We start from the raw sequence: 22,881 nt of genomic DNA on the forward strand, positions 1-22,881 counted from the left end.
GCCCGCTCCGTATCCGACCCGTTTCGTCGATGTTTCTACCTATGCGCTTCGTTCTACTACTCGCGTTTTTTGTCATGATCCCATCCTTTGTCCACGCCCAGACGCTGCTGAATCAGCGGATGACCGTGCAGGTTTCCGACGGCCGTCTTTATGGCAGCCTGCTACTGCCAAAGACCGACGCACCCTTGCCGGTCGCGTTGTTGATAGCCGGATCGGGGCCGACCGACCGCAACGGTAACAACCCTCTGGGTCACAACGACAGCCTCAAGCGGCTGGCACAAGCATTGGCCAAACGCGGCATTGCCAGCCTGCGTTACGACAAGCGCGGAGTCGGCCAGAGCCAGGCGGTGGCGCCAGACGAAAGCCAGTTGACGGTGGATGACTACGTCGACGATGCAGTGGCCTGGTCAAGGCTATTGCAAGCCGATCCGCGGTTTTCGGCGGTCGTGCTGATTGGCCACAGCGAGGGTGCACTGATCGCCAGCCTGGCCGAGCCGGCCGTGAAACCTGCCGCATTGATCAGCGTTGCCGGCAGCGGTCGCCCCATCGGTACGCTGCTGCAAGCACAGCTCCAGGGCCGCTTGCCACCCTCGCTCCTGGCGACCGCGAGCTACCTGATCAATGAACTTAATGCGGGAAGAACTCATCAGCAGGTGCCTGATTCACTGCAGGTGCTGTTTCGCTCGAGCGTTCAGCCTTACTTGATCTCCCTGTTCCAGCAGGATCCGGCCGATGCATTTGCCAATACCAGAGCACCTGCCTTGATTGTTCAGGGCACCCATGACATCCAAGTCAGCCGCGAAGATGCGCAAGCCTTGAAACGGGCCAGAGCAGATGCCGAGCTGGCGATGATCAATGGCATGGGACACGTGTTGCGCATCACGCCGCAAGAGCGCAAGCGGCAAACCAGCACTTACAACCAGCCTGAATTGCCTATCGCTAATGAACTGCCGGAACGGATCACTCAGCTCCTGCAAATGCATAGCATATTGCCACCCTCCAGTTAACTGTTCTTCGGCCGATACGCTCCTTGCCTGCTGCAACGTCTACCGCTCAGGCTCATGGACACCGAGATGATCGACAGCCAAACCGAAACTAATGACAACGACGCCCAGACGCGCGCTGCGCCACAGCCGCATCCCTGGGTCGAGCTTGCCCCGGATCGTTTCCGACTGCTTCGTCTGTCACCCTTGCCAACTGATCGCGACACAGGGGCGCGCCCGCTAAGGTTCGTGGAGTTGGCTCAAGTCGAGAGGCACACCCCACAACAAAGCCTGTTAAAGCTATTCGTACGGCAACCGGGCCAATTGACCGCGAAGCAGCACAATGTGCTGGAGATATGGGCGGACCATCGCGCCAAGGAGCTGCGCTTCGGACCTGATTCAGGCCTTCGGGTGGAACTGGCAAACCGCGGCCTCGGGCGTTTTCTACTGGCACAGGGCGTGCTGTGGGCGCAGAAGCGATGGTCGCATTACCTAATAGAGGGCGGTGCCCTGCCCGTAAAGGATGTAACCGGCGAAGACGCACGTTTGCGGCGCGACCATTGCCTGCTGAGTCAGGGGTTCGACGTCCTTTATGCCGAGCCTCAGCAACTCAAGGCAACCTACAGCGCACCTAGGGTTAGTGCATTACGGCCTGATTGGAATATCGAAAAGGTGCAAGTCATCGAGTTGCGAGACGCCGCGGCGATGCTCGAGCAGGCTGACCGCAATCTGCTCGAACAGGAAAATCGGATCCGCGATACCCATGAGCGCCTGAACAAGCTGCGCCGTGAGGACGGTACTCTCCGCTTCACCATCGCCTGCCTTATCGTGTTCTCACTGTTTCAGGCCGGGCTGCTGATCTGGATCGCAACCCGCTGACGCTTCTGGCCTGTTCGACTAGCGTCTACCGTACAAGCCGCTCGCGGAACAGCGCCTGGTGGTCCCGGCACTGGCTCGCGGAAAGCAGAAATACGCCATGCCCGCCGGCAGTGAATTCAAGCCAGGTAAAATCGACTTCCGGATAAAGCGCTTCAACATGCACCTGGCTGTTGCCGACCTCGACGACGAGGGTACCGGTCTCCGTCAGGTGGTCTGCCGCTTCCGCCAACATTCTCCGTACAAGATCGAGTCCATCGTCGCCACAGGCCAACCCCAGTGCCGGCTCATGATGGAACTCGGCGGGCATATCGGCGAAGTCTTCGGCGTCAACATAAGGCGGATTGGAAACGATCAGGTCGAAGCGCTGCTTGGGTAACCCATCGAACCCGTCGCTGTGTACGGTATAGACCCGATCCTCCAGACCATGCTGTTCGATGTTGCAACTGGCGACTTCGAGCGCTTCGAAAGACAGGTCAGCCAACAGCACTTCGGCATCGAGGAATTCATAGGCACAGGCAATGCCGATGCAACCGGAGCCGGTACACAGGTCTAGAATCCGTGCCGGCTCGTTCGCCAACCAAGGTTCGAAGCGCCGCTCGATCAACTGCCCGATCGGCGAGCGCGGAATCAGCACGTTATCGTTGACGATGAATGGCAGCCCGCAGAACCAAGCCTGCCCTAGCAGATAGGCGGTCGGCACGCGTTGCTCGATCCGTCTGCGCAACAAAACCTGCAAATGCTCGCGTTCATCGTCTTCCAGCCGGCAATCGAGATAGCTGTCGGCCATTTCCCACGGCAAGTGCAAGGCGCCGAGTACCAATTGGCGCGCCTCGTCCCAAGCGTTGTCCGTGCCGTGGCCGAAAAACAAGTGCTCGGCATGGAAGCGGCTGACAGCCCAGCGAATATGATCACGCAAGGTACGCAGACGGGAAGGCGAAGCAGTCACGGGGGCATCTCCTCTTAAAAGGGGGAGAAAGTCTAGCTTATGGGGACGCTCATTTGGCGGGCTTTGAAGGCGAAGCGTGGTGGCATAACGCCCAGAACACCGAGCTATCTGACCAATTCATCATCTATTGGCTGTTCACATCTTGCGCGACTGGCGCCACAATCATGCCCCTCTCAGAACAAGGAGTCAGTCATGTCCAAGCCACAGACCATGCTTCAGCTCAGTGGCCGCAGTTATGCACCGGCAACTCTGGCCAATGCGACCCTTGTCGTCATCGACGTTCAGGAAGAGTACCGGACGGGGACACTGGCATTGCCGAATCTGGGTTCGGCGCTTGAGCAGATCAGCAAACTGTTGAGCGCAGCCCGTACGGCCGGCGCGCCCATCGTGCATGTTCACCACTTGGGCATTCCAGGCGGACTGTTCGATCCTCAGGGATTGCGCGGTCAGATCATGCCGGAAGCAGCGCCGCTTCCAGGCGAAACCGTGATTGGCAAGACGCTGCCCAACGCATTTGCCGGCACCGAGCTACATGAACTGCTGCAGCAGCATGGTCGCCTCGACCTTATTGTTTGCGGATTCATGACCCACTCAAGCGTGAGTACGACTGTGCGTGCCGCGAAGGATTACGGGTATCGCTGCACACTCGTTGACAACGCCTGCGCCACCCGCGATCTGCCGATGGGTGACGGGACCATCGCAGCCGCAGAGGTGCACCGGATGGAGATGACCATTCTCGCGGACAACTTCGCGGTTTGCGTAGATGATGCCCGGGCATTGATATAACCCACTGCCCAACCGAAAAGCCTTCGCTGGAACTGAATAGACTGGCCGGACGATACCAGGCTGCACAGGCAACTGTAATACGGCCTGCCTTGGCAAGCGGGTCGCTTGAGTAATTGCAGGATGATCATGTAGTACGGCTGGACTCCGCTGCTTCGGCTGCTTTCGCCCTGCCAGCCACGCCTATGTTTTTAACGGCCTGACAGCCGTTTTTGAGGAGCTAACCGGAATGAAACGAACCGATGGATTCGATGCTCGCCGCCTCCGCCCTCGCCAACATCGAAGCTGGGGATCGCGCCTTGGCGCAGCACTCGGCCTGCTACTGATCATCTCTGGCGTGATCATCACCGCTACTGGCGTTGCGTCACTGTTTAGCGGTATTGAGCTCTTTGCCAGCATGTCCTTGAATAAAGAAGCCGCAGTGACATTATTGACCTTAGGCCTGGGTCTGCTGCTGCTTGGAGTATTCATCCGACACCGAGCTCGTCGCCGCATGCAGGGCCCGAGCGGGTTGAGTTTGTCGCCGCGCCTGAAAAAAAGACGTTGAGGTGCCGAGACCGCCTTCCCCTACCGCCGGCGAGAAGGGAAGCGGCTCAGGACAGACGCTTTGCGATAAAATGGCCGGCTAATGCGGAGGCCTCATGCAAGAAGATGATTTTTCCCTGTTCAGATCAGCTGTGCGTGGTGTCAAGCCGATTGAGCATGATCGGGCTGAGACTGGCAAACCACGCAGCAACAGAGCGCAGATAGCCACGCTGCGTGCCAACGCCTCGACCAGCGACGGCGAAACCCGGATCGACGGGCTTTCAGACCAGTTTGTAATTGATGTAGCCGCTGAAGATGAACTGTACTGGGTGCGAGATGGCGTCCAGGAGAGTCAGATGCGCAAGCTGAAAGCCGGCCAAATTCCGTTCGAGGGCAGCCTGGACCTGCATGGGCTGAGCGTCGAGAAAGCCCGCGAGCTACTCTGGGATTTTCTCGCCGAAGCGTGCAGGCTTGAGGTTCGCTGCGCGCGCGTGACCCATGGAAAGGCCGCACGAAAAGACGGCAAGCGTCCGCTGATCAAAAGCCACGTCAATACCTGGTTACGCCAGCACCCCCAGGTGTTGGGCTTCGCCTCTTGCGTACCGAGACATGGCGGGACCGGCGCGGTGTATGTGATCCTCAAACGAACCATGCTCGAAGGTCGCGACGAGTAACCCGGCGCCGCTGTCTCCCTCGATCAGACCTACTGCGACCCGTGCTGCTTGCAGCCCAGCCGTCGAGCCCCTAACCTTCGCACTCGCGCTTATTTGCAAGCCTGACAGGTAGTCAAATGTCTCTGGAAACACATTACACCGAAATCCTCAGCCAGCTGGGTGAGGACGTCAACCGTGAGGGCCTGCTCGATACGCCCAAGCGCGCTGCCAAAGCCATGCAGTACCTGTGCAAGGGCTATCAGCAAACGCTGGAAGAAGTCACCAACGGTGCGCTTTTTAGCTCCGACAACAGCGAAATGGTGCTAGTGAAGAACATCGAGCTCTACTCGTTGTGCGAACACCATATGCTGCCCTTCATCGGCAAGGCCCATGTCGCCTATTTACCAAACGGCAAAGTGCTCGGCCTGTCGAAAGTCGCCCGGATCGTCGACATGTACGCTCGCCGCCTGCAAATTCAGGAAAACCTCACGCGAGAGATCGCCGAGGCGATTCAGACGGTTACCGGCGCCTGGGGCGTGGCGGTCGTCATTGAAGCGCAGCACATGTGCATGATGATGCGCGGCGTCGAGAAGCAGAATTCTTCGATGGTCACTTCGGTCATGCTTGGGCAATTCCGCGAAAATGCCGCTACCCGTGGCGAATTTCTCGGTCTAGTCAGATAACGATGGCGTGAGGCATCAGGCGACCTGTATGCATTCCAGATGCCTGCGATGCTATTGCTGCTGCTTTTCGTCCAGCCTCCCGCCACTCAGCCGCTTTTCGTCTTTGCTTTATTCAAACATCCCGACATGGCGTGGATGACCGGCCACACGCTGCAGCCAGGCATTGATGGCCGGATACCGTTCCAGGCTGAAACCACCCTCCTCGGCTACATGGGTATAAGCATAGAGCGCGACATCAGCAATCGAGTAATGCTCGCCGACCAGATATGGTGTGCGTAGCAGTTGTTGTTCCATTACATCGAGCGCGTGATAGCCGTCCAGCTGCTTGGCCGCATATTCATCAAGACGATCATCAGGCAATCCTAGATAGACCTTGATGAAGCGCGCGACAGCAATGAAGGGTTCATGGCTGTACTGCTCGAAGAATTGCCACTGCAGGACTTGGGTCCGCAACCGAGCGTCGGTTGGCAGAAACTCACTCCCATCCGCAAGGAAGTTGAGAATCGCATTCGATTCCCATAGGCAGGTTCCATCTTGCAGTTCGAGTACCGGTATCTTGCCGTTGGGATTCTTTTTCAGAAACGCAGGCTCGCGGCTTTCACCGCGCAGGATATCCACGGGAATCCACTCATACGCTCGTCCCAGCAAGTGCAGCATCAGCTTCACCTTGTAGCAATTGCCGGACCGTAGGTCGCCGTACACCTTGTATGTCATCTTTGCCTCCAGCGGTGCAGCCACCGCACCTGAACTATGCCGCTTCGACCACCAGCGCCTCGCGGATCACACACGCGAGGCGGCGGACACCTTCATCAAGACGCTCTGGCGCAACATGACTGAAGTTGAGCCGCAGATATCCGAGATTTTGCACGGGGTCGACGAAGAATGGCTCGCCAGGCATGAACACTACGTCCCGCGCCAGTGCGGAATCGAGCAGCGTTCGGGTGTCGATCGGTTGTTTCAGCTGCAGCCAGAAAAATAGTCCACCCTGCGGAACCAGCCAATCGGCAAGATCGGCGAAATGCTCCATCAGCGCAGCCTGCATCGCATCACGGCGCAACCGGTAGAAACTACGCAGCTCAGCCAGATGCAACCGATATTGATCGCTGCCGAGCCATTGCAGCGCCTGCCACTGACCGACGCGATTGGTATGTAGGTCGGCTGACTGCTTCAGACGTAACAGATAAGGGAACAGGTCTGGCGTTGCAATCAGATAGCCAACACGCAGCCCCGGTAGCAATGTCTTGGAAACCGTCCCGGTGTAAATCCAACTTGCCTTACGCATCCGACTGACAATGGGCCGGGCGCTGCCGCCATCGAAGACCAGCTCACGATAGGGCTCATCCTCGATCAGAGTCACATTAAATTCATCAAGGAGCGCCGCCACCGCGTCGCGTTTTTCTTCGCTATAGCGAACCGCTGAAGGATTCTGAAACGTCGGAATCAGGTAGGCAAAAACAGGCTTGTGCTGTTCCAGCCGTTGGCGCAGCGCCGCCAGCGATGGCCCATCGGCTTCCTGCGGTACCGCCAGGCAATTGGCACCGAATAACTGAAATACCTGTAGCGCAGCCAGATAAGTCGGCGCCTCAAGCAATACTTCGGTGCCGCAGTCAATGAACAGCTTCGATGCCAAATCCAGGGTTTGCTGTGATCCGCTGACAATCAGCACCTGGCTGGCCGAACAGCCGACACCGAGCGCGCGCGCTTCCGCGGCGATGGCTTCGCGCAATGCAGGCTCGCCTTCGCTCATGCCGTACTGACCCATGCTCGCTGGCATCTGAACCCACTCGAGCTTGGGCAACATCGATTCAGCGGGCAATCCTCCGGCAAACGACATCACTTCAGGGCGCTGCGCAGCGGCAAGAATTTCACGGATCAGCGAGCTTTTCAGGCGGTCGACGCGTTCGGAGAAAACCATGAAGCACCAGATGCAGGGATAAGATATATGAGTCAAACTGCTTGACTGAAATTACGCCTCCAATTGTGAATACGTCAATATGCCTGACCTAAAAAAAAGTAGCGTCCAGCGCCAGATCATGGAGAGTTTCTTTCTGGGCTATCAGGCCTTTACGGTCAGGCCGGACGAGATGCTTGCTCGACGCGGACTGTCCCGGGTGCATCACCGGATCCTGTTTTTTATCGCAGGCTATCCAGACCTCAGCGTGAAGGAGCTACTCGGCTACCTAGGGGTCAGCAAGCAAGCATTGAATATACCGTTACGACAGCTGATCGAAATGCATCTGGTAGAAAGCAGGACGGCCGATGACGACAAGCGCAAGCGCATGCTGCGCTTCACAGCCGAAGGTGCCAAGCTGGAGCAGGCACTTAGACGGGAACAGGTACGCCTACTCGAACGGGCATTCAAGCAAGCGGGAGAGGAAGCAGTAGCCGGTTGGCTAGCGGTGAACCAGGCGTTGGCGGGCGGTGCTGTTCGAGACTAATCAACCTCTGGCGGCGTCGCGCACCTTCCGTCATGAGCGTTCTCTCTATGAATAAGACGAAGGTGTAAATCTTATTCAGGACGGGACACAGACACAAAAAAGGGCGACCGAAGTCGCCCTTTTTCAATGGATTACAGAACTTAGTTCTGGTTTTCCATTTGTGCGCGAATCAGATCACCGATGGTGGTCGGACCGGCAGTCGGTTCTACGTCCTGCTTGGTACGCAGTTCCTTCATCGCGTCCTTCTCGTCTTCAACGTCTTTCGACTTGATGGACAAGCTGATAACGCGGCTCTTACGGTCGATGCTGATGATCTTGGCTTCGACTTCTTCGCCTTCTTTCAGAACGTTGCGCGCGTCTTCAACGCGGTCACGGCTGATTTCGGACGCTTTCAGGGTCGCTTCGATGTCGTTGCCCAGATCGATGATGGCGCCCTTGGCGTCAACTTCTTTCACGGTGCCGCGAACGATGCTGCCCTTGTCATTGACGGCGGCGTAGTTGGAGAACGGATCGTCTTCCAGCTGCTTGATGCCCAGGGAGATGCGCTCACGCTCCGGATCGACCGACAGGATGACGGTATCCAGCTCGTCGCCCTTCTTGAAGCGACGTACGGCTTCTTCGCCAGCTTCATTCCAAGAGATGTCGGACAGGTGAACCAGACCGTCGATGCCGCCGTCCAGACCAATGAAGATACCGAAATCGGTGATCGACTTGATGGTGCCGGAGATGCGGTCGCCCTTGTTGAACTGGCCAGAGAAGTCTTCCCATGGGTTGGACTTGCACTGCTTGATACCCAAGGAGATACGACGACGCTCTTCGTCGATGTCCAGAACCATGACTTCCACTTCGTCGCCGACCTGAACGACCTTCGACGGGTGAATGTTCTTGTTGGTCCAGTCCATTTCGGAAACGTGTACCAGGCCTTCGACACCCTCTTCCAGCTCGGCAAAGCAGCCGTAGTCGGTGAGGTTGGTGACGCGAGCCACGACGCGGGTGTTTTCCGGATAGCGAGCCTTGATAGCAACCCATGGGTCTTCACCCAGCTGCTTCAGACCCAGCGATACGCGGTTACGCTCGCGGTCGAATTTCAGTACCTTGACATCGATCTCGTCACCAACGTTGACGATCTCCGACGGATGCTTGATGCGCTTCCAGGCCATGTCGGTGATGTGCAGCAGGCCGTCTACGCCGCCCAGATCCACGAACGCGCCGTAATCTGTGAGGTTCTTGACGATACCTTTGACCTGCTGGCCTTCCTGGAGCGATTCCAGCAGAGCTTCACGCTCGGCGCTGTTTTCAGCTTCCAGGACGCTACGACGGGAAACGACAATGTTGTTGCGCTTCTGGTCAAGCTTGATGACCTTGAACTCGAGTTCCTTGCCTTCCAGGTGAGTGGTATCACGCACTGGACGGACATCAACCAGGGAACCTGGCAGGAACGCACGGATGCCGTTAACGTCGACAGTGAAGCCGCCCTTAACCTTACCGTTGATAACGCCCTTGACCACTTCCTCAGCTGCGAAAGCCGCTTCCAGAACAATCCAGCACTCGGCACGCTTGGCTTTTTCGCGGGACAGCTTGGTTTCACCGAAGCCATCTTCAACCGCGTCCAGCGCAACGTGAACTTCGTCACCCACGCTGATGGTCAGCTCGCCCTGCTCGTTGTAGAACTGCTCGACCGGGATGACGCCCTCGGACTTCAGACCGGCATGAACAGTGACCCAGTCACCGTCGATGTCGACCACGATGCCGGTGATGATCGCACCCGGCTGCATGTCGAGGGTTTTTAGGCTTTCTTCAAAAAGTTCTGCAAAGCTTTCGCTCATGTTTATTCCTGCTGTTTTCGGGCGAGGATCCGCCCAATCTCCACATCCCAGATAGAAGTGGGTTCATTCATATAAAAAAAGGCCTGCGGGACTAGATCTGGTCTCCCACATGCCTCCTTGTTAACAGCCCTCGAAATCAAGAGACCGTCAGGCCGCCTCTCGGCGGTCGCTCTTCAGGCAAAATCGCGTGTGGCGACTTCGCTCAGAATCTGTCCTAGCACCTGCTCAATGGAGAGCTCGGTGGAATCCAGCTGTACCGCATCATCTGCTGGCCTCAGCGGAGCCACTTCACGCTGGGTATCGCGCTCATCACGCGCCCGTATCTCATCGAGAAGACTCGCGAGATTAACATCATCACCCTTGGTCTTCAACTGCAGGAAGCGCCGACGCGCTCTCTCCTCCGCGCTGGCGGTGAGGAATATCTTCAAGGCGGCGTCAGGAAAAACCACGGTTCCCATGTCACGACCGTCCGCGACGAGCCCAGGCGGCTCGCGGAATGCTTTCTGACGTTGCAACAACGCCTCGCGCACAACCGGCAATGCTGCAACCTGCGAAGCGCCGGCGCCAACCTGTTCGTTGCGAATCGCCTGAGTGACCTCCTCGCCTTCGAGAATGATCTGCATACCATGACCGTTTATATCCGCGCCGAACTGCACATCCAGATGAGCTGCCAGCAGCTTCAGCGCCTCTTCATTGGTCAGATCCACCCCATGGTTGCGCGCAGCGAACGCAAGTAAACGGTAAAGCGCACCGGAGTCGAGGAAATTCCACCCCAGCTTGGCCGCCAGCAATGCCGCAACTGTGCCCTTGCCGGAGCCGCTCGGGCCGTCAATGGTTATGACTGGGGCCTGGCTGATCATGAGTTGCCCTCCACACCTACACGCATCCCAGCCCGCTCGGCCAGTGCAAGAAAGTTCGGGAACGAGGTCGATACGTTGGCGCAGTCGTGGATGCGGATCGGCGCATTCGCTCGAAGCGCAGCGACACTAAAGGACATCGCAATGCGGTGATCGCCATGCGCCCAGACCTCGCCGCCACCAAAGGCAGCGCCACCCTCGATGATTATCCCATCCGGGGTCGGCGTGGCCTTCACCCCGAGGGTTTGCAGACCATCGGCCATCACCTGGATACGGTCGGACTCCTTGACTCGCAGTTCCTCGGCGCCACGCAATGTCGTGCGCCCCTCAGCGCAGGCCGCCGCGACGAACAGCACCGGGAATTCGTCGATTGCAAGCGGGACGAGATCTTCCGGTATATCGATGCCTCGGAGCTGAGCGGCGCGCACCCGGATATCCGCAACCGGCTCACCGCCGACTTCGCGCAGATTGCTCAATTCGATGTTGGCGCCCATCAGTTTGAGAATGTCGATGACGCCAGTACGGGTCGGATTGACCCCAACATGCTCGAGCGTGATATCGGAATCCGGCGCAATGCTCGCAGCAACCATAAAGAATGCTGACGAAGAAATATCGGCTGGCACCTCGATCTGAGCCGAGCGCAGCGTGTGACCCGACTCGACCGTAGCCGTGTTGCCGTCAACCTGCACCGGATAGCCGAAGCCTTGCAGCATCCGCTCGGTGTGGTCTCGCGTTGGCGCGGGCTCAGTGACCGATGTTTTTTCGGCAGCATACAGACCCGCAAGGAGCAGGCAGGATTTGACCTGAGCACTGGCCATCGGCATGTCGTAGTGCATACCGGAAAGCTTCTGACCGCCACGAATGGTCATTGGCGGGCGGCCCTCGGCGGCCGTCTCGATCACGGCCCCCATCTCGCGCAAGGGCTTGGCGACACGGTTCATCGGCCGTTTGGACAGCGAGGCGTCGCCAGTCAGGGTGGTGTCGAACGGCTGCGCCGCCAGCAGACCAGACAGCAGACGCATCGAGGTGCCGGAGTTACCGAGGTAGATCGGCCCTGGCGGCGGCTTCAAGCCATGCAGGCCGACGCCGTGAACCGTCACACGGCCCTGATTTGGACCCTCGATGACCACGCCCATGTCGCGGAATGCCTGGATGGTTGCCAGTGCATCCTCACCTTCAAGAAAGCCCTCAACTTCTGTGGTGCCTTCTGCGAGCGAACCAAGCATGATGGAACGATGGGAAATGGATTTGTCACCCGGCACACGAATTTGGCCGCTCAGGCTGCCGCCAGGATTGGCAAGGAAGATCAGATCTTTGGAATGCATAACGTCCACATAGGCTCTGCGAGCCAGTATTTTGCTGAAATGTTCCCGGGCAGCCTTGGCGCGCGTGAACACGCCCAACAATGTATGCCCGTCTCCTTCATCGACCGCGGCGCGCAGGGCGTCGAGGTCGGCACGAAAATCGTCCAGGGTATGCAGCACTGCCTCTCGATTGGCGAGAAAGATGTCGTGCCACATCACCGGATCGCTGCCAGCAATGCGGGTGAAGTCGCGAAAACCACCGGCAGCATAACGGAATATCTCGAGGTTCTCGTTCCGCTTCGCCAGCGAGTCCACCAGGCCGAAAGCCAGCAGATGCGGAAGGTGGCTGGTAGCCGCCAACACGCCGTCATGATGCTGAACCTCCATGTGCTCGACATCCGCACCCAGTGCACGCCACAGCGCGTCGACAAGCGACAGCGCGGCTGGATCAGTGCTCTCCAGCGGCGTCAGAATCACCTTGTGTCGTCGGAAAAGCGTGCTTTCGGCAGCCGCCACGCCACTCTGTTCCGAACCGGCTATCGGATGCCCCGGCACGAAACGCGGTGGCATTCTTCCGAACTGTTCCTGGGCACAGCGCACTACGTTGCCCTTGGCGCTACCGACATCGGTCAGCACGGCGTTGCCCAGATCAAAGGTCGCAAGCTCCGCCAGCACGCGTTCCATCGTCAGGATCGGAACGGCCAGCTGAATGACATCCGCCCCCTGACATGCCTCCACGAGGCTTTCTGCACAGCGATCCACCACACCAAGCTCGACGGCGAGTTCGCGAGCGCGAGAATCCAGATCGAAACCTACTACCTCGCCGCAAAGCCCACCTTCCCGCAAACCCTTCGCGAAGGATCCACCAATCAACCCCAGGCCAACAACGACCAGACGTTGCACCATAGGCACACTTGGACGTGATCCCACGTTTCGGCTCAACGTCCGAGGGCCTTGCACAGGGCATCCAGAAAACGGAAATTTTCCGCTTCAGTGCCAATGGAAACCCGTAGGAAAGTCGGCATTCCGTAGCCCGCGACCGGGCGCACGATGACGCCGTCGCGCAGCAATGCCTGGTTGATAGGGGCCGCGTCACGGCCAAAATCGACTGCTATGAAGTTACCCTTGGATGGTATCCATTCCAGCCCCAGCTCTTTGAAACCCGCTTCCAGTTGCTGCATACCGGCGGCATTGCTGGCCCGGCTTCTGGCCAGGTATGCGCGGTCATCAAGGGCAGCACAAGCCGCGGCAAGCGCGAGGCTGTTGACATTGAATGGCTGACGCACGCGATTCAGGACATCCGCGATCTGCGCTGAACAGATCGCATAGCCCACGCGCAGCGCTGCCAACCCGTAGGCTTTGGAAAAAGTCCGAGACACCAGCAGGTTCGGGTGCGAGCCCATGAACGCCAATCCATCCGGCAGCTCCCCATCATCGGCGTATTCGATATAGGCCTCATCGAGAACCACCAGGACATGCTCGGGTACGGCAGCCAGGAACTGCTCCAGCGCTGAGGCGCCGAACCAGGTACCTGTAGGGTTATTGGGGTTCGCGATAAACACGACCCGGGTGTTCGCATCAATGGCGGCTAGCATGGCATCTAGGTCATGCCCCCACTGCTTGGCAGCGACAGCCTTGGCCTGAGCACCTACAGCTTGCGTAGCAATGGGATAAACCGCGAACGCATGCTCGCTGAAGACGGCATTGAGACCCGGTGCAAGATAGGCCCGCGCCACCAGCTCGAGGATATCGTTGGAGCCGTTTCCGAGTGTGACCTGCTCGATGCCGACGCCACAGCGCTGCGCCAGTTTCTGCTTGAGAACGAAACCGTTGCCGTCGGGATAGCGGGTCAGCTCATCAAGCTGCGCACGGACCGCATCGAGGACTTTTGGGCTGGGCCCCAGTGGATTCTCGTTGCTGGCCAGCTTAACGATGGACTGCGGATCGAGATCGAGTTCTCTGGCCAGTTCTTCCACAGGCTTGCCAGGCACATAGGGCGACAGCTTTTGCACACCTGGCTGAGCCAGCGCAAGGAAATCACAAGACATATTCAGCTCCGCTGGAGCGGCAAGCCCGGAGCGTGAAGCCTGAAGTGCCAGGCAAACGACTTTGCTCTCGACTTCCAGCCTCAGCTGCCAGCTTGCAGCTGCTATTTAGAGTACTGCTTTGGGATAGGACCCCAGCACCTTCAGTGCCACCGCTTCGCGGCCGATTTTCTCCAAGACATCCTTGATCAAGGGGTCCTGGTGGTGACCGATGCAGTCGATGAAAAACACATAGGTCCATTTGCCGCTGCGCGACGGCCGCGTTTCGATCCGCGTGAGATCGATGCCATTGGAATGAAACGGCATCAACAGCTCGTGCAACGCGCCTGGCTTGTTGCGCATGGAAACGATGATCGAGGTTTTGTCGTCACCAGTAGGCGGCACTTCCTGGCTGCCAATGATGAGGAAACGTGTGGAGTTGTCCGGACGGTCCTCGATCTTCTCGGCAATCTTGGACAAGCCGTAAAGCTGCGCCGCCATATCGCCTGCGATCGCAGCGGAATTCCACTCGCTTTTGACGCGCTTCGCCGCATCGGCATTGCTGGAAACAGCGACCCGTTCAACGTTCGGATAGTGCGCATCGAGCCACTTGCGGCACTGCGCCAGCGATTGGGCATGCGAGTAGATACGAGTGATGCGATCCGTCTTGGTCGTCTCACCCACCAGCAAGTGATGATGGATGCGCAACTCGACTTCGCCGCAGATGACGATGTCGTGCTCAAGGAAACTGTCGAGCGTGTGGTTTACCGCGCCTTCGGTGGAGTTCTCCACCGGCACCACGCCGAAATTGACTGCACCGGCGACCACCTCACGGAACACCTCGTCGATCGCTGCCATCGGCTTGCTGATCACAGCCTGACCGAAGTGCTTAAGGGCTGCCGCCTGCGAAAAGGTACCTTCCGGACCCAGGTAGGCGACACGCAGCGGCTGCTCCAGCGCCAAACAGGACGACATGATCTCGCGGAACAGGCGCGCCATTTCCTCGTTATCGAGCGGTCCCTTGTTCAGCTCCATGATGTGCTTGAGCACCCAGGCTTCGCGCTCGGGGCGATAGAACACCGCCTCCTCTCCATCGGCCAATGATGCGGTCTTGACCCGAGCCACATCCTGGGCACAACGGGCGCGCTCGCTGATCAGCTCGAGGATCTTCTCGTCGAGACTGTCGATGCGTACACGCAGCGCCTTCAGCCGGTCGACATCGCTCATCAGCCGCGCTCCTTCTCGAATTCGCGCATATAGGCCACCAGTGCTTCAACGGCATCCAGGCCAACCGCATTGTAGATGGAAGCACGCATGCCGCCCACCGAACGGTGACCTTTCAGGTTGAGCAGGCCACGCGCATCCGCACCGGCCAGAAACGCCTTGTCCAATTGCTCGTCGGCCAGCCTGAACGGCACATTCATCCAAGAGCGGGCGTTAGTGGAGATCGGATTGGAATAGAAGTCACTGGAGTCGATCACGCTATAGAGCAGCTCCTTCTTGGCACGGTTGCGCTGCTCCATCGCCTCGACGCCGCCCTGCTCTTTCAGCCACTCGAATACCAGGCCAGAGAGATACCAGGAGAAGGTTGCAGGCGTGTTGTACATGGAGCCGTTGTCGGCGGCGATTTTGTAGTCAAGCATGGTCGGACAGCTGGAGCGCGCATGACCAATCAGGTCCTCACGAACGATCACGACCACCAGGCCCGATGGGCCGATATTCTTCTGCGCGCCTGCGTAGATCAGGCCGAAACGGGAAACATCCAGCTGACGCGAGAGGATGTCGGAAGACATATCGACCACCAACGGCGTGTCGCCAAGCTCCGGTGTCCAGTCGAACTGCAAACCGCCAATAGTTTCGTTGCTGGCGTAGTGCAGATAGGCCGCATTGTCGCTGAGCGCCCACTCGTTCTGGCCTGGGATGGCGAAATAGTCGTAAGGCTTGGCGCTGGCAGCGACATTGATATGACCGAAACGCTTGGCCTCTTCAATACTCTTGCGTGACCAGATACCCGTGTCGATGTAATCCGCGACGCCGCCCTCGGGCAGCAGATTCAATGGAATCTCGGCAAACTGCTGGCTGGCACCGCCCTGCAGAAACAGCACCTTGTAATTCGAGGGAATGCTCAGCAGATCGCGAAGATCCTGCTCGGCCTTCTCGGCGATCGCCGTGTATTCGTCGCTGCGATGGCTCATTTCCATCACGGACAGACCGCGCCCATGCCAGTCAAGGAGTTCAGCCTGGGCGCGCTGTAATACGGCCTCGGGGAGCGCGGCCGGGCCAGCGCAGAAATTGAACGCGCGTTTGCTCATCTTCGTTCTCTCAAAAACGGTCGATACCTTGCTCGCTCCGACCGTGCCTTGGGCTCGGCTCAGTGCTCGCAATTCCTTCATCTGACAGAGGCATACACGAAACGACGGCGGAGCCTTGGAGGCTGCGCCGTCGCTTTGATCAGTCCTCGTCGTCGGTGGGCACTACATCTGGCGGAACGTCGCCGCCGCCGCCGAGCAAGTCATCTTCGCTTGGCTCGGTGCTGACTACCGGCATTTCCTTATCAAGCGCTTCCTCATCGATTACTGCATCGATGTCTTCCAAAACGTCTTCTTCCGAGGGCTCTTGTACCCGCTCAAGACCGACAAGGTGTTCATTCTTGCCCAGCTTGATCAAGGTGACGCCCTGCGTATTGCGGCCCAGCGATGAGACTTCGTCGACACGCGTACGCACCAGCGTGCCCTGATCGGAAATCAACATGATTTCCTCACCCGACTGCACCTGGACAGCGCCAACCAGCGGCCCGTTGCGTTCGTTCGACACCATGGCGATGACGCCCTGGCCGCCACGACCGCGACGCGGGAACTCAGCCAGTACGGTGCGCTTGCCGTAACCGTTCAGGCTCGCCGTAAGGATCTGAGCCTCTGGCTCGGGGATCAGCATCGAAATCAGCCGCTGACCTTCCGGCAGACGCATGCCGCGCACACCGCGAGCGGTACGCCCCATGGTACGGACGTTCTTTTCTTTGAAGCGGATCACCTTGCCGCCGTCGGAGAACAGCATGACTTCACGCGCGCCGTCGGTCACGGCAGCGGCGATCAGGGTATCGCCCTCTTCCAGACCCAGCGCAATCAGGCCCACACTGCGTGGACGACTGAATTGCGACAGCGGCGTCTTCTTCACGGTGCCCTTGGCGGTGGCCATGAAGATGTAGGTACCGGTAGGCTCGTCCACCGACTCGTCGGTCTCATCGCCCTCAATTGCCTCTTCGACATCATCGCTTTCGCCGATGATTTCGGCGTCTTCTATATCATCGTCGCCGTTCAGCTGCTGCTGACGTGCCGCTTCGATATCGACTTGCAGCATCGCGGTGATGTGCTCACCCTCGGACAGCGGCAGCAGATTCACCAGAGGTCGTCCACGCGATGTGCGCGAGGCCTCGGGAATTTCGTACGTCTTGAGCCAATACACCTTGCCCTTGCTGGAGAACAGCAGAAGCGTGGTATGGCTGTTGGCGACCAGCAGATGCTCGACGTAATCCTCTTCTTTCACCCCGGTTGCAGCCTTGCCACGACCGCCCCGACGCTGCGCCTGGTAGGCGGCCAGCGGCTGCGACTTGGCGTAGCCGCCATGAGAAATGGTGACAACGCGCTCTTCTTCGGTGATCAGGTCAGCCAGCGTCAGGTCCAGACGCGCCTCGAGAATTTCGGTACGACGCGCATCGCCGAAGTCGCGCTTGACGCCTTCGAGCTCTTCACGAATGACTTCCATCAGGCGCACAGGGTTGGTCAGGATGCGAATCAACTCACCGATCTGGGTGAGAATCTCCTGGTACTCGCTGAGCAGTTTCTCGTGCTCAAGGCCCGTCAAGCGGTGCAGGCGCAGGTCAAGAATGGCCTGGGCCTGTTCTGGAGACAGGTAATACTTGCCGTCGCGCAGACCGTACTGCGGATCAAGCCCTTCGGGACGGCAGGAGTCGGCTCCGGCGCGCTCGACCATCGCCTCAACGGCACTCGATTCCCATTCCTTGGCAATCAGCGCTTCTTTGGCTTCGGCCGGCGTCGGCGAGGCCTTGATCAGCGCAATCACGGGATCGATGTTGGACAGTGCGACTGCCTGGCCTTCGAGAATATGCCCACGCTCACGCGCCTTGCGCAGCTCGTAGACAGTCCGGCGGGTCACGACTTCGCGGCGATGGCGGACAAAGGCTTCGAGCAGCTCTTTCAGATTCAGCGTACGGGGCTGACCGTCAATCAGCGCTACGACGTTGATCCCGAACACGCTTTGCAGTTGGGTCTGAGCGTAGAGGTTGTTCAGAACGACCTCAGGTACCTCACCGCGGCGCAGTTCGATGACCACGCGCATACCGTCCTTGTCGGACTCGTCGCGCAGTTCGGTGATGCCTTCGAGTTTCTTTTCCTTGACCAGCTCGGCGATCTTCTCGATCAGCCGCGCCTTGTTCAGCTGATAAGGCAGCTCGGTGATGACGATCTGCTGACGGCCACCAACCTTGTCGATGTCTTCGATGGTCGAGCGGGCCCGCATATAGATGCGTCCGCGACCGGTGCGGTAGGCCTCTACGATGCCGGCGCGACCATTGATGATGCCCGCGGTCGGGAAGTCTGGTCCCGGAATGAACTGCATGAGTTCATCGATGGTGATATCGGCGTTTTCGATCAGCGCCAGGCAACCGTCGATGACTTCACTGAGGTTGTGCGGCGGAATGTTGGTCGCCATGCCCACGGCGATACCGCTGGAGCCGTTAACCAACAGGTTTGGAATCTTGGTCGGCATGACTGCCGGGATCTGCTCGGTGCCGTCGTAGTTGGGCACCCAGTCGACGGTTTCCTTGTCCAGATCCGCCAACAACTCGTGCGCCAGCTTGGCCATCCGCACTTCGGTATATCGCATGGCTGCAGCGTTATCGCCGTCCACCGAACCGAAGTTGCCCTGGCCGTCGACCAGCATGTAGCGCAGCGAGAATGGCTGCGCCATCCGCACGATGGTGTCGTAAACCGCCGAGTCACCGTGAGGGTGGTATTTACCGATTACGTCACCGACCACACGGGCGGATTTCTTGTACGGCTTGTTCCAGTCGTTACCCAGCTCGCTCATGGCAAAAAGCACACGGCGATGCACAGGCTTCAATCCGTCGCGCGCATCCGGCAGCGCACGACCAACGATTACGCTCATCGCGTAATCGAGGTAGGACTGCTTGAGTTCGTCTTCGATATTGACCGGGAGGATTTCTTTGGCCAGTTCGCCCATGGAAGCCTGGTTCCTTATAGTCAGCAGGGTCCTGCGATTAAGCGCGGAATGGTATCACACGGAGGCGCCGCTGGAGCCCGGAGGCTTAACGAGAAAGCCTTGAATTAGTGCTTCCCGCTCAGCGCAACTCGAACCACTTTTCGCCTTAGCGTTCAGTCTCCAGCCGCTCCGCCCGACCTTTCGCTATTAGTGCAGCCGTTTACGGCTCATCAAGGCGGCGAGTTTCGCGGCGTTGGGCCGTTCCACAATGCCTTTCTCCGTCACGATGGCATCGATCAGGTCCGCAGGGGTGACATCGAACACCGGGTTGAATGCCTCGACATCAGCCGCGAACCGATGACCGTTGACCTCCAGCAGCTCGCGGCCGGCCCGCTCCTCGATGGGAATGTCATCACCTGACTCCAGCTCCATATCAATGGTCGAGCTGGACGCTACCACCATGAACCGTACGCCATGGTGCATGGCCAGCACGGCAAGCTGATAGGTCCCGATCTTGTTGGCGACGTCGCCATTGGCGGTGATCCGATCGGCGCCAACAATGACCCAGGTAATGCCGCGGGTCTTCATCAGATGCGCTGCCGCCGAGTCGGCATTCAGCATGACCGGCACACCCTCGCCGGCCAGTTCCCAGGCGGTCAGCCTGGAACCCTGCAGCCACGGGCGGGTTTCATCGACATAGACACACTCGACCAGTCCCTCCAGGTGCGCCGCTCGAATCACGCCGAGCGCGGTGCCGAAACCGCCGGTAGCCAAGGCCCCGGTGTTGCAGTGAGTCAGAATGTTTTGTGAGTTGCCTTGATGCTTGCGGATAAGGTCGACGCCAAATTGTGCCATGGTCAGATTGGCTTCGCGATCACTGGCATGGATGGACGCCGCCTGAGCCTCGGCAGCGATCAGCGGATCTTCACCGGGCTTCAGGCGGTCGAGGCGTTCGCGCATCTGGTTCAGTGCCCACGACAGATTGACTGCAGTCGGACGGGCGCCAGCCAGTAGTTCAAAATCGACCTCAAGCGCCGCGCGCCAGTCCTCACCTTCGGCGAGCCGAGCTCGGAGCCCCATGACCAGCCCGTAGGCGGCGCTGATACCGATGGCGGGCGCGCCACGCACGACCATTTCACGGATCGCCGTGGCCACCGCTGCTGCAGAATCACAGGTGTGCCAGAGCTCCTCCAAGGGCAGCTTGCGCTGGTCGAGCAAACGCAGCTGTCCGCCCTCCCATTCGATGGCCTTTACCTTTTCCGCGGCCAACAAACGTTCACGCATGGCATACCTCTTTTTGATTAGCAGCGGCCTGGCTGACGAGCGCTTCAGCGCAAGATCAAGGCCGGAAAACAAAGAAGCCCGGTCGCTTTCGGGCCGGGCTTCCTCGCTTCAATAAATTGGGACGGCGGACCGAATACTCGCCTTGCACCGTTCACCCGGCGCGAATCCTAATCGACTGATTTTGCTAGCACAAGCGACGGTCGTTGGCAGTCGTTGACCGGCCCCAGTGCTCCAGCCGGATCACAGCGTGAGCAACCAGGGCTCTTGCTTATTACAAATAAAACGGATTCGCATTAACATGATCACTTACCTCCGCGGATCGTCCCTGTCATGAAGCGTTACCACCCCCTCTTCTCACTGGATCTGGCCGGACGCATCACGGCCGCTTTGTTCGGCGGCTACGCGCTGGCATTCGGCTTTACCGTCTTTCTATCCGTCTACCTGCCCTTGGCGCGAGCGGATCGAGTGGTTACGGCCAGTCTGCTGTGTTTTGCCGTCTGGGTAGCCGCTGTCATTTATACCTTTGCGGCCCGCAGCGCCTTGCGGGCCTGGCTGTGGCTGGGGGGGCTGACAGTCCTGCTCTGCCTGGCTGCCTTTCTGCCTGTTGAATGGAGGAGCCGACCGTGACCTTACGTCAATCGATGGCGGGGCTGCATACCTGGGGCGGTTTGCTGCCCAGCTGGTTACTGTTCGTGATTCTGTTCGCGGGCACGCTGGCCTGTTTCGACAAGGAGCTCGAACGCTGGATGCGTCCGGCGCTGCACGTGCCTGCAACCAGCAGCATCGAGGCGGATAACGTCAGGCAGTGGCTGGATGCCAACGTCGAAGGTCCCCTGCATGCTTACTGGCTGCATGGTCCGACCGAGCGCGAGCCTTATTGGAAGCTGGGCTGGGAGAAAGATGGCACGGGCGAACGTGGACGTGCCGTCTTCGACCCCGCCACTGGCAAACCCATGCCGGACACCCTCGGTGGTGAGTTCTTTTTCACCCTGCACTACAACCTTCAGGCAGGCACGATCGGCATGTATATCGTCGGCCTGGCCGGCATGTTCATGCTGGTCGCGTTGGTGTCCGGGATCATCGTTCACAGGCGGATATTCAAGGACTTCTTCACCCTCAGGCCGCAAGCCAACGGCCAGCGTGCCTGGCTCGATGCGCACAACCTGTTCGGCGTGATCGGCCTGCCCTTCCATCTGGTACTGGCCTATACGGGCGTCGCCATTTTTGTCGCGACCTACATGCCAGCCGGAGCGATGGTGGCCTATGACAGTGATCCGCTGACCTTCTTCGAAGAGGTTCAGGGCGGCTATCACCGCAATGAAATGGACAAGCCCGTAGGTGAACTCACCTCCCTGGACGGTTTGATCAACGATGCCCGTCAACGCTGGAATGGCGGCGAGCCGGGCTGGCTGATCGTAGAGCACCCGTTCGACGCCTCGGCAGTGGTCAGCATTCGTCGGCTTGACCCTTCACGCATCGGCTCGCCACAGGACACCCTGAATTACGACGCAACCACTGGCGAGATGCTCCACCAGCAACAGGCACCGACCAGTTACGAGGCCTATATGTGGATGGTCGGTTTGCACATGGCTCAATTTGGCGGGCAGATCGTTCGGCTGTTCTATGGCCTGATGGGGCTGGCCGGCTGCGCAATGCTGATCGCAGGTTCAGCAGTCTGGATACGCAAGCGTGAAGCTCGGCAGTCGAAGGGGATACAGGTGGTACGCGCGCTCAACGGCGCGGTCTTTTTCGGATTGCCCATCGCATCGCTGACACTGCTCTGGGCCAATCGTCTGTTGCCAGACACTCTCACCGACCGAGCGGCAATCGAAGGCTGGTGCTTCGCTTTGAGCTGGCTGGCGGTGGCCGTTTTCGCCTGCATCGGACACGGCCAGCCGGCACGATCGAGCCGTCAGATGTTCGCGGCGCTAGCGATTCTCGCCCTCGGTCTGCCCGCGCTGAATGCCATCGTGGCTCCGCAAGGACACCTTGTTGCGAGCCTGACGCGGGCCGATATGACGCTCTTCGGCATCGACCTGGTATTGCTTGCCGTCGGGTTGTTGTGCGGCTGGCGGGCCCTCGCCCAACCAGAGACGCGACCGGCACGTGAGAGGCGCATGCAGGAGGTTTCGCCATGACGCTACTTGCTTTTGCCTTGGCTTACATGGGCATGCTTGCGCTGTGTCTGGCGATGCCTCGTCATCATCGTCAATTGTTCAATCGCGCGCCGAGCCTCCTTCTGCAACGTGGGCTGCGCCTGTTGGCAGGCGGATTGCTGATTGCCATCGTCCTGCTGGATGTCGCAGCGCTTGGGTGGGCCATCGGCCTAGTGGTCTGCCTGGGGCAACTGATGTGCGCCGGGGTGCTGGTAGGCCTGATGCTCGCCTGGCGTGAGCGCATGGCTGTGCCCATGGGCGCTGCACTGTGTTTGATAGGGACGCTGAACGCTCTGATGTGA

Annotated in this window: 21 protein-coding genes; 10 read left to right on the top strand and 11 right to left on the bottom strand. The window is 59.0% G+C overall.

From position 1 onward, the window contains the following. The first annotated feature begins 41 nt into the window (after nucleotides 1-41). Nucleotides 42-1,007: an alpha/beta hydrolase gene (locus BUE09_RS07645; protein WP_073300166.1), complete on the top strand. Its 966-nt coding sequence runs from the start codon at nucleotides 42-44 to the stop codon at nucleotides 1,005-1,007. Nucleotides 1,008-1,073: 66 nt separating this feature from the next. Continuing rightward, nucleotides 1,074-1,862, top strand: coding sequence for a hypothetical protein (locus BUE09_RS07650; protein WP_073300168.1), 789 nt, complete (start codon nucleotides 1,074-1,076; stop codon nucleotides 1,860-1,862). Nucleotides 1,863-1,887: 25 nt separating this feature from the next. Here the strand turns inward: BUE09_RS07650 and prmB are convergent, their stop codons facing one another. After that, nucleotides 1,888-2,808 (bottom strand): 50S ribosomal protein L3 N(5)-glutamine methyltransferase, encoded by a 921-nt coding sequence (gene prmB, locus BUE09_RS07655; protein ID WP_073300170.1) that lies wholly within the window; start codon nucleotides 2,806-2,808, stop codon nucleotides 1,888-1,890. Nucleotides 2,809-3,000: 192 nt separating this feature from the next. Here prmB and BUE09_RS07660 point away from each other — a divergent pair, with 192 nt between their 5' ends. From BUE09_RS07660 to folE, 4 genes are all read left to right on the top strand, one after another. Continuing rightward, nucleotides 3,001-3,594: a cysteine hydrolase family protein gene (locus tag BUE09_RS07660; RefSeq protein WP_073300172.1), complete on the top strand. Its 594-nt coding sequence runs from the start codon at nucleotides 3,001-3,003 to the stop codon at nucleotides 3,592-3,594. Nucleotides 3,595-3,820: 226 nt separating this feature from the next. Further along, complete coding sequence (locus BUE09_RS20095) at nucleotides 3,821-4,138, top strand: hypothetical protein (protein ID WP_073300175.1); 318 nt, start codon at nucleotides 3,821-3,823, stop codon at nucleotides 4,136-4,138. Between the two features lie 94 nt (nucleotides 4,139-4,232). After that, nucleotides 4,233-4,790 (top strand): Smr/MutS family protein, encoded by a 558-nt coding sequence (locus tag BUE09_RS07670; RefSeq protein ID WP_073300177.1) that lies wholly within the window; start codon nucleotides 4,233-4,235, stop codon nucleotides 4,788-4,790. A gap of 116 nt (nucleotides 4,791-4,906) precedes the next feature. After that, nucleotides 4,907-5,452 carry a GTP cyclohydrolase I FolE gene (gene folE / locus BUE09_RS07675; RefSeq protein ID WP_019339327.1) on the top strand — a complete coding sequence of 182 codons (546 nt, stop codon included), beginning with the start codon at nucleotides 4,907-4,909 and terminating at the stop codon, nucleotides 5,450-5,452. A 108-nt stretch (nucleotides 5,453-5,560) separates the two neighbouring features. On the opposite strand, the gene BUE09_RS07680 is transcribed toward folE, so the two are convergent. Together BUE09_RS07680 and BUE09_RS07685 are read right to left on the bottom strand one after the other, a co-directional pair. Further along, on the bottom strand, nucleotides 5,561-6,166 hold the full coding sequence (locus BUE09_RS07680) for a glutathione S-transferase family protein (protein ID WP_073300179.1): 606 nt from the start codon (nucleotides 6,164-6,166) through the stop codon (nucleotides 5,561-5,563). Nucleotides 6,167-6,200: 34 nt separating this feature from the next. Next, on the bottom strand, nucleotides 6,201-7,367 hold the full coding sequence (locus BUE09_RS07685) for an aminotransferase-like domain-containing protein (RefSeq protein WP_073300181.1): 1,167 nt from the start codon (nucleotides 7,365-7,367) through the stop codon (nucleotides 6,201-6,203). A gap of 79 nt (nucleotides 7,368-7,446) precedes the next feature. Between BUE09_RS07685 and BUE09_RS07690 the strand changes: the two genes are divergently transcribed. Then, the gene (locus BUE09_RS07690) at nucleotides 7,447-7,890 is read left to right on the top strand and encodes a MarR family winged helix-turn-helix transcriptional regulator (RefSeq protein WP_073300183.1); all 444 of its coding nucleotides are present in this window, start codon (nucleotides 7,447-7,449) and stop codon (nucleotides 7,888-7,890) included. 140 nt (nucleotides 7,891-8,030) lie between these two features. Here the strand turns inward: BUE09_RS07690 and rpsA are convergent, their stop codons facing one another. The 8 genes from rpsA to mtnA form a co-directional block, all read right to left on the bottom strand. Further along, nucleotides 8,031-9,716 (bottom strand): 30S ribosomal protein S1, encoded by a 1,686-nt coding sequence (rpsA, locus tag BUE09_RS07695; protein ID WP_073300185.1) that lies wholly within the window; start codon nucleotides 9,714-9,716, stop codon nucleotides 8,031-8,033. Between the two features lie 173 nt (nucleotides 9,717-9,889). After that, nucleotides 9,890-10,576, bottom strand: coding sequence for a (d)CMP kinase (gene cmk, locus BUE09_RS07700; protein WP_073300187.1), 687 nt, complete (start codon nucleotides 10,574-10,576; stop codon nucleotides 9,890-9,892). Beyond that, the gene (locus BUE09_RS07705) at nucleotides 10,573-12,783 is read right to left on the bottom strand and encodes a bifunctional prephenate dehydrogenase/3-phosphoshikimate 1-carboxyvinyltransferase (protein ID WP_073300189.1); all 2,211 of its coding nucleotides are present in this window, start codon (nucleotides 12,781-12,783) and stop codon (nucleotides 10,573-10,575) included. The genes cmk and BUE09_RS07705 overlap by 4 nt, the downstream gene beginning before the upstream one ends. Nucleotides 12,784-12,815: 32 nt before the next feature. After that, nucleotides 12,816-13,925 (bottom strand): histidinol-phosphate transaminase, encoded by a 1,110-nt coding sequence (gene hisC, locus BUE09_RS07710; RefSeq protein WP_073300191.1) that lies wholly within the window; start codon nucleotides 13,923-13,925, stop codon nucleotides 12,816-12,818. Between the two features lie 105 nt (nucleotides 13,926-14,030). After that, a complete protein-coding gene (gene pheA, locus BUE09_RS07715) occupies nucleotides 14,031-15,128 on the bottom strand; it encodes a prephenate dehydratase (RefSeq protein ID WP_073300193.1) in 1,098 nt (365 codons plus the stop codon). Next, the gene (serC, locus tag BUE09_RS07720) at nucleotides 15,128-16,213 is read right to left on the bottom strand and encodes a 3-phosphoserine/phosphohydroxythreonine transaminase (protein WP_073300195.1); all 1,086 of its coding nucleotides are present in this window, start codon (nucleotides 16,211-16,213) and stop codon (nucleotides 15,128-15,130) included. Before serC ends, pheA begins: the two co-directional genes overlap by 1 nt. A 139-nt stretch (nucleotides 16,214-16,352) precedes the next feature. Then, nucleotides 16,353-19,160: a DNA gyrase subunit A gene (gyrA, locus tag BUE09_RS07725; protein ID WP_073300197.1), complete on the bottom strand. Its 2,808-nt coding sequence runs from the start codon at nucleotides 19,158-19,160 to the stop codon at nucleotides 16,353-16,355. A gap of 186 nt (nucleotides 19,161-19,346) precedes the next feature. Then, nucleotides 19,347-20,423 carry an S-methyl-5-thioribose-1-phosphate isomerase gene (mtnA, locus tag BUE09_RS07730; RefSeq protein WP_073300199.1) on the bottom strand — a complete coding sequence of 359 codons (1,077 nt, stop codon included), beginning with the start codon at nucleotides 20,421-20,423 and terminating at the stop codon, nucleotides 19,347-19,349. A gap of 330 nt (nucleotides 20,424-20,753) precedes the next feature. Here mtnA and BUE09_RS07735 point away from each other — a divergent pair, with 330 nt between their 5' ends. From BUE09_RS07735 to BUE09_RS07745, 3 genes are read left to right on the top strand one after another with little or no spacing between them, the layout of a single operon-like run. Then, entirely contained in the window at nucleotides 20,754-21,050 is a 297-nt protein-coding gene (locus BUE09_RS07735; protein ID WP_073300201.1) for a DUF3649 domain-containing protein, read from the top strand. After that, complete coding sequence (locus BUE09_RS07740) at nucleotides 21,047-22,561, top strand: PepSY-associated TM helix domain-containing protein (protein WP_073300203.1); 1,515 nt, start codon at nucleotides 21,047-21,049, stop codon at nucleotides 22,559-22,561. Before BUE09_RS07735 ends, BUE09_RS07740 begins: the two co-directional genes overlap by 4 nt. Further along, complete coding sequence (locus BUE09_RS07745; protein ID WP_073300205.1) at nucleotides 22,558-22,881, top strand: DUF3325 domain-containing protein; 324 nt, start codon at nucleotides 22,558-22,560, stop codon at nucleotides 22,879-22,881. Before BUE09_RS07740 ends, BUE09_RS07745 begins: the two co-directional genes overlap by 4 nt.

Origin of the sequence: Stutzerimonas xanthomarina DSM 18231, from assembly GCF_900129835.1 — a bacterium.
GTDB lineage: Bacteria > Pseudomonadota > Gammaproteobacteria > Pseudomonadales > Pseudomonadaceae > Stutzerimonas > Stutzerimonas xanthomarina.